The organism is Cobetia sp. PDI-12MA, from assembly GCF_059507695.1.
Window position 1 is genome coordinate 2,478,271 of the sequence record NZ_CM183351.1, and the last position, 14,086, is coordinate 2,492,356.

Consider the following 14,086-nt stretch of genomic DNA (forward strand, 5'->3'; position numbering starts at 1 on the left):
TCGATAGGATAGGGTCTTGGCCACGTCTCTTGCGCGTGAAGGCATCCTTGCCGGCGCAGGGCCTGGATCAGGGCCTGGGGCAGGGTCAGGTAAGTGCCTGGACGTGGGGACCTCTGGATTCTCGATCATCAAACACGCCAAATGATACGTTATAACATAATCTATCGTCAGCCATTTTTTGCCAGTGCCGCCCAGCGCGTGAGATCCCCCAAGCGATTATCAGAACGGCGAGAGCGCGCAGCAAGCAGAAACGCACACGCCCCGCTGGCAAGCCAGCGGGGCGTGAAGTGGTGTAATCAGCGGTACTTTTTAGCCGCGAGCGAAATCTCAGGTGATGATCAGACCGCCATGATCACGGCAGAGGCCATCACCGCCCCACCCACCAGACGTGAAGCGATGGCGGGCACGCCCATCAGGCGCTGGCCGATTGCACGGCCCAGCAACGCCAGGGCCAGCGTTGCGACCACGAAGCCCGCCATGTAGCCCGCGGCGCTGCCAGCCGCCGGCATTTCCAGCGCATGGGCGAAACCGTGGCAGGCCATGAAGCCGGCAACCATGACGGCACCAGCCAGGGTCGGCAGACGCAGCAGCAGCGCTACCAGCGCGCCAGAGGCCAGCACCGAGAGCAGAATGCCCTGCTCGGCGATCAGCGCATGCAGCGCCTGACCACCGCTGAGCAGCGCGATGCCCGCCCCCGCCAGCATGCCGACGACCATCAACAGCGGCGTGGCAAGCGTCAAGGCCCGCGACTGACGCGCACTCCAGATGCCGATGGCCAGCATGGCCAGCAGGTGGTCCAGCCCGGTGAAGGGATGCGACAGGCCCGCCATCAGTCCCTGGGCATCATGGCCGGGGTGGGCGAAAGCCGAGGTCGCCACCAGCAGCAGCGAGGTGGCAAGCAGTGCGGAGTGAGAACGCTTCATGTGTCATTCCTGAACAAGATGATGATAAATCCCCCGACACCCGTGGTGAGGCGAATGCCGGGAGACAATGGCTCGTAGAGAAGTGGTAGAAAACGCTGCGCCGTCAGGCCTGTGCCGCCAGCTTTTGCGGGCGACGCTCCGGCAACATGCCGCGATCCAGAATGAAGGCGATGATCTCTTCCAGCCCGACACCGTCATACAGATTGGCGAACACGAAGGGCCGCTCACCGCGCATCTTGCGCGAATCGCGATCCATCACTTCGAGGGAGGCATGCACCTGCTCGGCGATGTCGATCTTGTTGATGATCAGAAGATCCGACTTGGTGATGCCCGGCCCGCCCTTGCGCGGAATCTTGTCGCCTGCCGAGACATCGATCACATAGAGGGTAAGATCGGAAAGCTCGGGGCTGAAGGTCGCGGACAGGTTGTCGCCGCCGGATTCCACCAGCACCAGCTCCATGTCCGGATGGCGGGCCTGGAGATCATCAATGGCCGCCAGATTCATCGAGGCATCCTCGCGAATCGCGGTATGCGGACAGCCGCCAGTCTCGACCCCGAGGATACGGTCCGCCTCCAGTGCTTCATGTCGCAGCAGGAAATCGGCATCTTCGCGGGTGTAGATGTCATTGGTGACCACCCCGATGTCGTAATGATCGCGCAGGGCCAGACACAGCTGGCGCAACAGCGCCGTCTTGCCGGAGCCCACCGGCCCACCCACTCCTACGCGTAGACAATGCTTCATGGCAGCTTCCTTTCTCGTGAGATATCAGACGTTCATGTCGGTCGGTTCAGGCGCCGCCGCCTCAAGACAGGCGGTCTTGGCTCAACTCCTGAACAGACGGGAATATTGGGTTTCGTGCTGGGCGGAGGCGAGCGCCAGCCCCGGCAATATCGGGCCAAGCTCACCATCCAAACGCTCAAGCGCCTGCGCGACGATTTCCACCACGCGGGGGCGCAGCTGCTCGGTCAGGCGTTGGGCGGCGGTGTGCCCCAATGGCATGGCTTTGCAGGCCACCGCCAGCTGATTCTCGAGCCAGGCCCAGGCGAAGCCGATCAAGGTCTGGCGCGGCGGCACCCCACGCTGATGCGCCACCCAGGCGAACACCGTGACGTAGCCGGGTGCCTGGGGCATCAGCGCCACTGGCGGTTCGAGCTCGAGACTTCTGAGCAGGCGCAGCAGCGCCGCCCCGAGACGCGCGTCCTCATCGCTGAGTTCGGCGGTTTCGCGTGTCGCCTTGAGCCAGCCATCCCACTCATTGAGCGCCGACGCATCCTCCTCGGCCCATGCCTGCTGCAGGCGCACCAGCAACGGCAGTTCGCAACGGCCGAGCCCGTCTTCCAGCACGCCGTCGATCCATTCGCCAAGCTCCTGCTCCTGAGTGACCCACCCAAGTTCGAAGGCACTTTCCAGCCCCTGGGACCAGGCAAAGGCGCCGATGGGCAAGGCCGGACTCACCAGCTGCAGGAGCCCCAGTAGTGCCAGGTCCTCCTGAGCCGGCAGGCCCGCCATGGCATCAGTGCTCATGCGTGTGCTCATGAGTGTGGCTGTGAGAATGACCGTGGCTGTGAGAATGACCGTGGCTGTGCTCATGGTCATGTGGCTGACCATGATCGTGGCTATGGTCATGGCTGTGAGCATGGGAATGCGCTTGCCCCGCCTGGGCATAGGCGCCCGGCTCAGGATCAAAGGGTGCCTCGTGATGAGTGAGGGTCGCCCCCAGTCGCTCGGCCAGCGCTTCCAGCACGTGGTCCGGCGGGAAGCGCACCCAGCCGGTTTCGTCCTTGGCTTCAGCATCAGCGTCAGGCGTATGCATGCCGATCGCCAGCTGCACATGGCGATTGCCCAGGTGATAGCAGAGCGCCGCCATCGGACGCCCGGCGGCGATGTGGGCAGTCACTACCGGCTCATCCGCGGCGCGGATGCGGATCACCTCGCCCTCGCGCGAGGCCAGCCGATCGCCGTCACGCAGCACCGGTCCGCGATCCAGAAACAGGCCGACCTCGCGCCCGCCGTCCGTGGTAGCACGCAGCCGCCCACGAATGCGCAGCTCCAGCGGCAGAGTCAAGGTATCCAGAGGCTCCGCCTCGGTGTGAGCGCTCGCTGGGTCGCCTGATCCACTGGCGTCTGGCAGGCGATGTATCAGTTCCATCATGGCGTCATTCTCGAATAGGGAATCAGAACAGGCACTTGAAACAGGCCCTCAGAACAGGTGATAGCGCTGGGCCAGCGGCAGCTCGGTGGCAGGCTCACAGGTCAGAAGTTCACCGTCGGCGAAGACTTCGTAGGTTTCGGGGTCGACCTTGAGCTCCGGGCAGGCATCGTTGAGTTTCATGTCACGCTTGCGCACCTGGCGTACGTCGCGACAGGCGGACAACGGGCTGTCGAGTCCGAGGGCCTCGCCGACACCGGCCTTGAGTGCCGCCTGAGAGACGAAGGTCAGGCGCGTGGCGCTGGCCGCCTTGCCGAAGGCGCCGAACATCGGGCGGTAATGCACTGGCTGCGGCGTGGGAATCGAGGCATTCGGGTCGCCCATCGGCGCGGCGGCGATCATGCCGCCCTTGAGAATGCAGGCCGGTTTGACGCCAAAGAACGCCGGTGACCACAGCACCAGATCCGCCAGCTTGCCGACCTCGATGGAGCCGACTTCATGGGCGATGCCGTGGGTAATGGCCGAGTTGATGGTGTACTTGGCGATATAGCGGCGTGCGCGGAAGTTGTCGGTGCCGCGCTCGGCATCCTCCGCCAGCAGGCCGCGCTGCTCGCGCATCTTGTGCGCGGTCTGCCAGGTGCGGCAGATCACCTCGCCCACACGGCCCATCGCCTGGGAATCCGAGGACATCATCGAGATGACACCCAGATCATGCAGGATGTCCTCGGCGGCGATGGTCTCGCGGCGAATGCGCGAATCGGCGAAGGCCACATCCTCGGGGATGCTCGGGTCCAGGTGGTGGCAGACCATCAGCATGTCGAGATGCTCATCCACCGTGTTGATGGTGTAGGGGCGCGTCGGGTTGGTGGAAGACGGCAGCACGTTGGGCCGCGAGCAGGCGGTGATGATGTCCGGGGCATGGCCGCCACCGGCGCCTTCGGTGTGGAAGGTGTGGATGCAGCGGTCCTTGAAGGCCGCCAGGGTGTCCTCGACGAAGCCCGACTCGTTCAGGGTGTCGGTATGGATCGCCACCTGCACGTCATAGGCATCGGCGACGGTCAGACAGTTGTCGATGGAGGCCGGCGACGTGCCCCAGTCCTCATGAAGCTTGAGGCCGATCACGCCGGCCTCGATCTGCTGCTCCAGCCCCTGTGGCAGCGAGGCATTGCCCTTGCCGAGAAAGCCGATGTTCATCGGCAGGCTGTCCACCGCCTGCAGCATCTTGCCGATATGCCACGGCCCCGGCGTACAGGTAGTGGCATTGGTGCCGGTGGCAGGCCCGGTGCCGCCGCCGAGCATGGTGGTGATGCCGCTCATCAGCGCCTCTTCCACCTGCTGAGGGCAGATGAAGTGGATGTGCGGATCGACTCCACCAGCGGTGAGAATCTTGCCCTCACCGGCGATGATCTCGGTGCCCGGGCCGATCACGATATCCACATCGGGCTGGGTGTCGGGGTTGCCCGCCTTGCCGATGGCCGCGATGCGCCCGGCCTTGAGGCCGACATCCGCCTTGACGATGCCCCACCAGTCCAGAATCAGCGCATTGGTGATCACGGTATCCATCACGCTGTCATCGGCGCGCTGGCTCTGACCCATGCCATCGCGGATCACCTTGCCACCGCCGAACTTCACTTCTTCCCCGTAGTGGGTGAAATCCTTCTCCACCTCGATCCACAGCGCCGTATCGCCCAGACGCACGCGGTCCCCGGTGGTCGGGCCGTACATGTCGGCATAGGCCTGTCGCGTTATCTTCATGGGTTGCCTCTTGATCCCTGAGCCACAGCTTCTAAGCCAACGCTTTTGAGCTGCAGTTGCTAAGCCGCAGTTTCTGAACTGCTGATGCCAGGTGTGCTCCGAACTGAATGCCTGTCAGCGCCATTGCCTGACGCCTTGTCGTGAGAGGCATCGCTCGCTCAGCGCTCGACACTGCCGTCATCCTTGAGTTGCCCCATCACCTCGCCGCGGAAGCCATAGATATGACGACTGCCGGCGAAGGGAATCAGCGTGACGTCACGCGTCTGCCCCGGTTCGAAGCGAATCGCCGTGCCGGCGGCGATGTCCAGGCGCTGCCCGAGGGCGGCCTCGCGATCAAACACCAGCGCCGGATTGGCCTCGGCAAAGTGATAGTGCGAGCCGATCTGGATCGGTCGGTCGCCGGTATTGCCGACCGAGAGCGTGGTGAGCAGACGGTCTTCGCAAAGAGAGATCTCGCCGTCCGCCACCAGGTATTCACCGGGAATCATGATTGCTCGCCTCACACGATGGGGTTGTGAACGGTCACCAGCTTGGTGCCATCCGGGAAGGTCGCCTCGACCTGCACTTCGGGAATCATCTCGGCGATGCCTTCCATCACGTCGTCACGGGTCAGCACCTCCGCGCCGCGCCCCATCAGCTCGGCCACGCTCAAGCCTTCGCGGGCGCCCTCCAGAATCTCGGCGCTGATCAAGGCGATGGATTCCGGGTAGTTGAGCTTGAGGCCCTTGGCCTTGCGGCGTTCCGCCAGCAGCGCTGCGGTGAACAGCAACAGCTTGTCCTTGTCTCTTGGCGTCAGTTCCATGTCGTGGCTCTTGTGGTTGTCATTCAGTGGGCTTTCGAGATCAGGTCAGCCAGATACGTGGCACCTGTGCCTCAAGCCCCGTCATCAGGGGGCGCAGGAGCTGCCATGCCTGCTGGCACAGCGCCCAGGCCTCGTTGCGTTCATGGCCCAGATAGCGCAGCAGCAGTACGCCTTCGCGGCGGGTAACCGCCCAGCGCGGGGAGGCAGGTAGCGCCTCACGCAGGGCCTCGATGGCCGCCGCCTCATCCTCGAGCCCGACCGCCCACAGCGTCGCCTGCACACTGCAGCCGCCCTGCCCCCAGCGCCCGGTGAAGCGCGGATGCAGCGGGTCCAGCGACTGGCGCTCGATCCACACTGGCTTGCCGTCGCGGGTCAGGCGAAAGCGTTGTTCGAGATGGCCGCTGACGAAGGGCAGCTCGCCGACCGGGCGCCCCAGCGCCAGCACTTCCCAGCCCAGGCAGCGCGCAGAGCCGGCAAGCTCGAGGGTGGTGGTCTGCTCGCCGCGCGAGCCATTGAAGGCCAGCGTCTCCTGGGGCAGCCATTCCAGGGTGGCCCCGTCGGCGACCTTGAGATGCGTATGCTGGCCCCAGGCCACACCGTTGCGGTCGGCCTTGTAGAGCTTGGCCGCCGCCGGCGTGGTCAACAGCACATGCGCGCCCTCCTCCACCTCGGCCTCGATCTGCAGCGCATCGCCGCTGACCAGCCCACCGGGGGGATGCAGCAGATAGACGTGGCAGCAGCCGTGGCGGCCCTCGGGATAGAACGGGCGCTGCACGCGCAGCGGGCCATGATGGCGTCTGCGCGTCAGGCGGGTGATGGCGCGACCGGAATCACTGGTGTCGCGCGCATCCGCCTCGAACCGCAGCGCCAGCGCGGCCTGCCACTGGCGCTGGTCATCGAAGCGATGGCCGGAGGCATTGGCCTCACTGCGCGCGGCATCCGTCGCGCCATCAACGGGAATCACGCACCGGATCGTCATACGGTCAGGTGCTGCTTGATCAGTTCATCGGACAGCGCCGCGATCTCGCCTTCGGCTACCCGCCGGCCGCGATCCATGATCACGAAGCGATCAGCGTACTTGCGCGCGAAGGGCAGCTTCTGCTCGACCAGCAGTACCGTCAGGCCGTCTTCCTTGATCAGGCGGCGGATGACCTCGCCTATCTGCGCGACGATATTGGGCTGGATGCCCTCACCGGGCTCATCGAGGATCAGCAGGCGCGGTTCAATCACCAATGCGCGACCGATGGCGAGCTGTTGCTGCTGGCCGCCAGAGAGATCACCCCCGCGCCGGTGACGCATCTCCTTGAGCACGGGGAATAGCTCATAGATGCGCTCGGGAATCTGGCGCAGGCCATCGCGACGCACAGCAAGCCCGGTGCGCAAATTCTCTTCCACCGTCATCATCGGGAAGATCTGCCGCCCCTGGGGGACGTAGCCGACACCCAGCCGCGCACGCTCCTCGAGCTTGCGCCGCGTCAGATCAAGAGGCTCATTGCTGCTGGCATCGCGACTGGAATCGCTGCCACTGGCATCGGCGCGGTACAGAAGCTTGCCGTCACGGACGCTCTCCTCGCCCATGATGCATTTCATCAGCGTGGTCTTGCCGACGCCGTTACGGCCCATCACGCAGGTGCATTGCCCAACGGGAATCTCCAGCGTCAGGTCCCACAGCGTGTGGCTTTCCCCATAGAACTGGTTGAGCGTGTCGATGGTCAGCAGCGGCGACTCGCCGCTCGGCATCGGTGCCTTGGTGTTCAGCGCTTGCGTCATCCGTCACTCTCTCCCAGGTAGACCTCGACGACTTTCGGGTCGCTCGATACCGCATCCATGCTGCCTTCCGCCAACACCGCGCCCTGATGCAATACCGTGACCTTGCGCGCGATGGAGCGCACGAAGCCCATGTCATGCTCGACCAGCACCACCGACTGGCGCCCCGCCAGACTGGTCAGCAGCTCCGCGGTGCGCTCCATCTCCTGCTCGGTCATGCCGGCCACCGGTTCATCGACCAGCAGCAGCCGCGGCTTCTGCATCAGCAACATGCCGATCTCCAGCCACTGCTTCTGGCCGTGGGACAGGATGCCCGCCTCGCGCGCATGCCACTCCTTGAGGTGAATCGTCTCGAGCACCTCCTCGATCCTGGCGCGGGTCTCACCGCTCATGCGCGCGGCCAGCGTCGGAAAGATGCGCTTGTCGGTGGCCATGGCCAGTTCGAGATTCTCGAACACGCTGAGCGCCTCGAAGACGGTGGGCTTCTGGAACTTGCGCCCGATGCCCAAGGTGGCGATCTCGGGCTCACTCATGCGCAGCAGATCGTGCCGGCTGCCGAACCACACCGAGCCACTGTCGGGGCGCGTCTTGCCGGTGATGATGTCCATCATCGTGGTCTTGCCCGCGCCGTTGGGGCCGATGATGCAGCGCAGCTCGCCATCGTCGATGGTCAGGTTGAGGTCATTGATCGCCTTGAAGCCATCGAAGCTGACACTGACATCCTCCAGATAGAGGATCGGCCCGTGGGTCACGTCCACCGGCGAGATGCGCGGGGTCAGGAAGTCGAACACGCGGTCACGCGTGGCCATCTCTTTCAACAGGCTCATGCGGTGGCCTCCTCGATGGGGCGGGAACCGGATGCCGATTCGCTCTTCGCGTTGGACGACTGCGAGCGGCTGCCCCAGCCACGCTGGGCAAAGAGGCCAGCGATGCCCTTGGGCAACAGCACGGTGACCAGCACGAACAGGCCGCCGAGGGCGAACAGCCAGGCGTCCGGCATGATGCCGGTGAATACCGTCTTGGCGTAGTTGACGATCAGCGCGCCCAGCACGGCGCCGTAGAGCGTCGCGCGGCCACCCAGCGCCACCCACACCACCACCTCGATGGAGAACAGCGGCGAGAACTCGCCGGGATTGATGATGCCGACCTGCGGCACGTACAGCGCTCCCGCGACCCCGGCCAGCATCGCCGAGACCACGAAGATGAACAGCTGGACACGTTCGACGCGGTAACCCAGAAAGCGCGTGCGCGCCTCGGCGTCGCGACAGGCGATGCTCAGCCGCCCCAGCTTGGAACCGACGATGCCACGACACAGCAGATAGCCGAGCCCCAGCGCCACACCACTGGCGATGAACAGCGCGATGCGCACCGCATCCGTGCGCAGATCGAAGCCGAGAATGTCCTTGAAGTCGGTCAGGCCGTTGTTGCCACCGAAGCCCATCTCGTTGCGGAAGAACGCCAGCATCAAGGCAAAGGTCAGCGCCTGGGTGATGATCGAGAGATAGACGCCGGTGACGCGGGAGCGGAAGGCGAGGAAGCCGAACACCAGCGCCAGCAGCCCCGGCGCCAGCAGCACCATCAGGAAGGCGAAGCCGGGCATGTCGAAGCCCTGCCAGAACCACGGCAGCTCCTGCCAGTTGAGGAAGACCATGAAGTCCGGCAGTTCCGGATTGCCATAGACGCCGCGGTCACCGATCTCGCGCATCAGATACATGCCCATGGCGTAACCGCCCAGCGCGAAGAAGGCGCCGTGCCCCAGGCTGAGAATGCCCAGGTAGCCCCAGACGAGATCCACCGCCACCGCCAGCAGCGCATAGCACAGGTACTTGCCCAGCAGGGTGACGGTGAAGGTGCTGACATGCAGCGGATGCCCCTCGGGCAGCAGCACATGCAGCAGCGTGATGGCGAGCACCGACAGCGTCAGCACCGCGAGGAAGATCTGGGTGGAGCGCTCCGTGAAGGGGCGCGCCAGCCAGGAACGTGAATCAGGCATGGATCAACCCTCCGCGGCGCGGCCCTTCTGCGGGAAGAGTCCCCGCGGGCGCTTTTGAATGAACAGGATGATGAAGACCAGCACCACGATCTTGGCGAGAACCGCGCCCGCCCAGGGCTCGAGGAACTGATTGAGCAGCCCCAGCGACATGCCGGCCACCAGCGTGCCCCACAGATTGCCGACCCCGCCGAACACCACGACCATGAAGGAATCGATGATGTAGTTCTGGCCCAGGTTCGGCCCGACGTTGGTGATCTGGGAGAGCGCGACACCGGCCAGGCCGGCCACACCGGAGCCCAGCGCGAAGGTCATGATGTCGACGCGGGTCGCCTTGATGCCCATCGAACGCGCCATGGCACGGTTCTGGGTCACCGCACGTACTTCAAGGCCGAGACGGGTGCGGCGCATGATCAGCATCAGACCGGCGAACACGAACAGTGCGAAGCCGATGATGTAGAGGCGATTGAGCGTCAGTGACAGCGCCTCGTTGATCATCAGCGAGCCACTCATCCACTCCGGCGTGACCACGATGCGATTCAGGGGCGAGATGGTGGTACGCACCAGCTGCTGCAGGATCAGGCTGATGCCGAAGGTGGCCAGCAAGGTCTCCAGCGGACGCCCCTTGAGGTGCTGGATGACGCTGCGCTCGATGATGACGCCCACCGCCGCCGCGACCAGAAATCCCGCCGGAATCGACAGCAGCAGCGCCAGCCCCGGCTGCCCGGGCAATAGCTGCTGCATGCCCCAGGTGGTGTAGGCGCCCAGCATGATCAATTCGCCATGCGCCATGTTGATCACGCCCATGACACCGAAGGTGATGGCAAGCCCGATGGCGGCCAGCACCAGTACCGAGCCCAGCGAGAGGCCGAAATAAAGTGTCGCGAGCCCGCTGTTGAGCTGCAGCTTCTGCTCGATACCGGCCAGCGCCACCTTGGCGGCCTGGGCCAGCTGCGGATCATCACTCGCCGCGGCGCCATTGATGGCGGCGATCGCGGCGGCGTTCAGGCTGCCGGACAGTGTGTCCAGCGCTGCGGGGTCGCCATTGGCTTCCAGCTGCTGGATGGCGAGCCCCTCCTCGAGAGTGGCGCGGATAGCGTCATCGCCTTCCTGCTCGATCAGGCTCGGCAACCGCTCGGCCATGGCTTCATCGACACTGCCGCGCAGGCCGCGCGCCGCCGCGAGTCTGACCTCGGCATCCGGCGAAGACAGATCGATCATCGACAGCACGCCATCGATATGCCCACGCAGCGAGTTGTTGCTGCGCAGCGTCTTTAAGTCGCGGCGCGAGACCTTGCCCGCCGATTCTCCCGACAGGGCGTCGGAAACGGCCCATTCGCGGCCGCGATTGTTGTCGATGATCAAGAAGCGCTCGGCGTCCTTGAGGCGAGCCAGCTTGCTGGCAGAAAAGGCTTCCAGCCAGCCACGTGCACGCACATCGCCGCTCATGGCGATCTCATCGATCACGGCCGGCTTGGCCGGGTTGCGTGCCTCGGCGAGCCGGGTCAACAGGGATTGGGCAGCGCCGTCAGACAGGCGCGCAGACTCGGACTGGGCAGCAGCAAACAGGGGGAATGACAGCAGACAGACCAGCAGCATCCACTGCCAGCACCCGCGGTACATCGTTGCAACGGAGATAGACATCAAGAAGGCCATCCATGGTTAACGCGCAAAGGCGTCGTCAGTCTCCGCGGGCATCGTGACCTCGGAGGCTGACACTCAACAAGGCGGCATGCAGGTGAGCCTGCACGCCGCCTCGCTCTCAGAACGTGCTACGCATCATTGCGCCGCAACGCTCTGTTGAGCCCCACAGGAATGGGTCACGACATTGTAGTTGCCGCATTCCATCGGCTTGCGCCAGTCACTGATCAGGTCCTTGGAACCTTCCAGATAGTCCGACCAGGCATCGCCTGCCACGGTGGACGGGGTCTGCCAGACGACGGAGAACTGGCCGTTGTCCTGGATCTCGCCGATCAGCACCGGCTTGGTGATGTGATGATTGGGCATCATGGTGGCGTAGCCGCCGGTCAGGTTGGGCACCGAGACACCGATGATGGCGTCCTTGACCGCATCGACCTCGACGCTGCCGGCCTTGCGAGCGGCTTCCATCCACATGTTGAAGCCGATGTAGTGGGCTTCCATCGGGTCATTGGTGACCGCATCTTCCTTGCCGGTGTAATCGATCCACTCATCGATGAAGTCGTAGTTGGTGTCACTGTCCACGCTCATGAAGTAGTTCCAGGCGGCCAGGTGGCCGACCAGCGGCGCGGTATCGATGCCCGATAGCTCCTGCTCGCCCACCGAGAAGGCCACCACCGGGATGTCCTCGGCATTGATGCCCTGGTTGGCCAGCTCACGATAGAACGGCACATTGGCATCGCCATTGATGGTGGACACCACGGCCGTCTTCTTGCCGGCACTGCCGAATGACTTGATGTCCGAGACAATGGACTGCCAGTTGGAATGGCCGAAGGGGGTGTAATTGACCATCACATCCTCGTCCGCCACGCCCTTCGACTTGAGGTAGGCGGCCAGGATCTTGTTGGTGGTACGCGGATAGACATAATCCGTGCCCGCCAGCACCCAACGCTCCACGCCTACATCGTTCATCAGATAATCCACTGCCGGAATCGCCTGCTGATTGGGCGCCGCTCCGGTGTAGAAGACGTTCTCCGAGGACTCCTCGCCCTCATACTGCACCGGATAGAACAGCAGACCATTGAGCTCCTCGACCACCGGCAGCACCGACTTGCGCGAGACGGATGTCCAGTTGCCGAAGATCACGTCGACCTTGTCCTGTGCCAGCAGCTCACGCGCCTTCTCGGCGAACAGCGGCCAGTTGGAAGCCGGGTCGACCACGACAGGCTCCAACTTGCGTCCCAACAGCCCGCCCTGCTCGTTCTGCTTCTCGATCAGCATCAGCATGGTGTCTTTCAGTGTCGATTCACTGATCGCCATGGTGCCGGACAGTGAATGCAGGATGCCGACCTTGATCGGCCCCTCTTCTGCCTGAGCGACATTGGCCAGCGAGAAACCGACACAGGCGGATAGCATTGCGGCAGCGATTTTCTTGTTCACGACATTCCCTCGTGTCTTGTTGTACTTGTTGTCCCGACTGAGGTACTGCAATCGATGTGCCAGCCCGTGATCAATCGCCCCGTTATTGAGACATCATCCTTGTATCGCGCTTGTGGAGAGATGCGCGCGCACCTCAAGCGCACCGAAACAGAGCAACAAAATCTCCTTCATGCTAAAAGCGCACCAATATGGTGAGCTTTTTATAAAATCCTTATATAAGCCTCTGTTTCACAGTGCTTCTTAGACTGGTTTTATTGTTGCGTACTGGTGCATATCGAATTCGACAGACTTTCCGTCCACATGATGTCTCTGCGAAATCAACCCCTTTTTAACAGCCCTTCCCCTCTCTATGAGGACAGCGACTTCTGACATACAGACTGCAGGAGTGCGGCCGTCAGGCCGTTGCAGATCGCCTTCCCTGAAGCACGAAGCCCGATAGCGTAGGTGGGACTTGCGAACAACAGCGCAAGTCACAGGCGTCACAGCGTCGACGCCCCACACTACTGATCAACCGAGGTGCTTCATGACCATCCCATTGCCATACCGGTATTCATCCAGGCGTGAAAACGCCCCGTGCTGGATAACACCCTCTGACTTCGATGGATTGACACCATCAGGAGGTGAGCATGTCGCTTGAAAAGGAACCGGGACGCTTACCGAGCGAAGTCACGCCATGGCTCGGGAAAGAGCAGAGCCATGAGCTGACAGGCAACATGCAATTGTCACGCGCCGCGAGACGGCTACTGGCTGACAGCATGGCAAAGAACACCATCCTGGCATTTCGATCAGATATCCGGGGCTTCTTGAAAGCCGGCTACTCACTCCCCGCCACTTCCCATCAGGTCGCCAACTATCTGGCGGAGATGCATGCCAAAGGACGCAAGCCTGCCACGATTTCTCGTCACGCCAGCTCGCTGGGTACCTGGCATGTCTATATGCAGTTGCCCTCGCCCACGCTGAGCCTGGAAGTGAAAGGGGTATTGAAGGGGATTCATCGCAAGAGTGATGGACGACAGCGCCAGGCCCCCGCTTTGCGGCTCCATCATTTGCAACAGCTGTTGCAAGCTCTGGACCTCGATGCTCCCCGAGATCTACGTGATGCCAGCATGTTCTGCCTGTGCTTCTACGGGGCGTTTCGCGCAAGTGAGGTCGTCGCGCTCTACCGAGAGGATATCGAATGGCGTGATGCCGGTATCGTGATCACGTTGCGCCACAGCAAAACCAATCAAAGCGGACGGATCGAACAGAAGACGCTCCCCCGCAATCCAGCCGGCGGGCGTTGCTGCCCAGTGACGTTACTGGAGGCTTGGCTTGCCTGGAGTGGCATTCGTCGAGGTGCGCTGTATCGTTCCATCGATCAGGCAGATCGAGTGGGGGCCGGCAGAATGCACCCCGTCACGTTCGGCAATCTACTCAAGAAGGCGTTACAGCGCGCCAACCTCAGTGCAGAAAAGTTCACCACCCACAGCTTTCGTGCCGGCTTCATTACCGAAGCGCATCTTCGTGGGAAAAGCGATCAACAGATAAAGCGCATCAGCGGGCATCGTGATCAGAAAACCTTCGAACGCTACATTCGACTGGCGGATGACATGCATGACCCGGGCAATGACCTCTTCTGATA

Annotated in this window: 14 protein-coding genes; 1 reads left to right on the plus strand and 13 read right to left on the minus strand. The window is 63.1% G+C overall.

Annotation, left to right across the window (positions count from 1 at the left end):
* Positions 1-338: 338 nt before the first annotated feature.
* The 13 genes from AC5WNI_RS10595 to urtA all read right to left on the minus strand — a co-directional run bounded on the left by AC5WNI_RS10595 (position 339) and on the right by urtA (position 12,441).
* On the minus strand, positions 339-923 hold the full coding sequence (locus tag AC5WNI_RS10595; RefSeq protein ID WP_495928435.1) for a HupE/UreJ family protein: 585 nt from the start codon (positions 921-923) through the stop codon (positions 339-341).
* 103 nt (positions 924-1,026) lie between these two features.
* Entirely contained in the window at positions 1,027-1,665 is a 639-nt protein-coding gene (gene ureG, locus AC5WNI_RS10600; protein ID WP_107336429.1) for an urease accessory protein UreG, read from the minus strand.
* Between the two features lie 81 nt (positions 1,666-1,746).
* A complete protein-coding gene (locus tag AC5WNI_RS10605; protein ID WP_287021040.1) occupies positions 1,747-2,448 on the minus strand; it encodes an urease accessory protein UreF in 702 nt (233 codons plus the stop codon).
* Positions 2,438-3,076, minus strand: coding sequence for an urease accessory protein UreE (locus AC5WNI_RS10610; RefSeq protein WP_287021041.1), 639 nt, complete (start codon positions 3,074-3,076; stop codon positions 2,438-2,440). Before AC5WNI_RS10610 ends, AC5WNI_RS10605 begins: the two co-directional genes overlap by 11 nt.
* 48 nt (positions 3,077-3,124) lie before the next feature.
* Positions 3,125-4,828 (minus strand): urease subunit alpha, encoded by a 1,704-nt coding sequence (ureC, locus tag AC5WNI_RS10615; protein ID WP_347420932.1) that lies wholly within the window; start codon positions 4,826-4,828, stop codon positions 3,125-3,127.
* Between the two features lie 158 nt (positions 4,829-4,986).
* Positions 4,987-5,316, minus strand: coding sequence for an urease subunit beta (locus AC5WNI_RS10620; protein ID WP_287021043.1), 330 nt, complete (start codon positions 5,314-5,316; stop codon positions 4,987-4,989).
* 11 nt (positions 5,317-5,327) lie between these two features.
* Positions 5,328-5,630, minus strand: a complete 303-nt coding sequence (gene ureA, locus AC5WNI_RS10625; protein WP_024952521.1) for an urease subunit gamma — start codon at positions 5,628-5,630, stop codon at positions 5,328-5,330.
* Positions 5,631-5,670: 40 nt separating this feature from the next.
* The gene (locus tag AC5WNI_RS10630) at positions 5,671-6,594 is read right to left on the minus strand and encodes an urease accessory protein UreD (protein WP_287021044.1); all 924 of its coding nucleotides are present in this window, start codon (positions 6,592-6,594) and stop codon (positions 5,671-5,673) included.
* An 11-nt stretch (positions 6,595-6,605) separates the two neighbouring features.
* The gene (gene urtE / locus AC5WNI_RS10635) at positions 6,606-7,349 is read right to left on the minus strand and encodes an urea ABC transporter ATP-binding subunit UrtE (protein ID WP_286989450.1); all 744 of its coding nucleotides are present in this window, start codon (positions 7,347-7,349) and stop codon (positions 6,606-6,608) included.
* Positions 7,350-7,396: 47 nt separating this feature from the next.
* Positions 7,397-8,224, minus strand: a complete 828-nt coding sequence (urtD, locus tag AC5WNI_RS10640) for an urea ABC transporter ATP-binding protein UrtD (RefSeq protein WP_495928436.1) — start codon at positions 8,222-8,224, stop codon at positions 7,397-7,399.
* Positions 8,221-9,390 (minus strand): urea ABC transporter permease subunit UrtC, encoded by a 1,170-nt coding sequence (gene urtC / locus AC5WNI_RS10645; RefSeq protein WP_286989445.1) that lies wholly within the window; start codon positions 9,388-9,390, stop codon positions 8,221-8,223. Before urtC ends, urtD begins: the two co-directional genes overlap by 4 nt.
* Before the next feature lie 3 nt (positions 9,391-9,393).
* Positions 9,394-11,031 carry an urea ABC transporter permease subunit UrtB gene (urtB, locus tag AC5WNI_RS10650; RefSeq protein ID WP_287021045.1) on the minus strand — a complete coding sequence of 546 codons (1,638 nt, stop codon included), beginning with the start codon at positions 11,029-11,031 and terminating at the stop codon, positions 9,394-9,396.
* A 135-nt stretch (positions 11,032-11,166) separates the two neighbouring features.
* A complete protein-coding gene (gene urtA, locus AC5WNI_RS10655; RefSeq protein ID WP_215824586.1) occupies positions 11,167-12,441 on the minus strand; it encodes an urea ABC transporter substrate-binding protein in 1,275 nt (424 codons plus the stop codon).
* Between the two features lie 650 nt (positions 12,442-13,091).
* Between urtA and AC5WNI_RS10660 the strand changes: the two genes are divergently transcribed.
* Positions 13,092-14,084 carry a site-specific integrase gene (locus AC5WNI_RS10660; RefSeq protein ID WP_286989443.1) on the plus strand — a complete coding sequence of 331 codons (993 nt, stop codon included), beginning with the start codon at positions 13,092-13,094 and terminating at the stop codon, positions 14,082-14,084.
* Positions 14,085-14,086 lie beyond the last annotated feature (2 nt).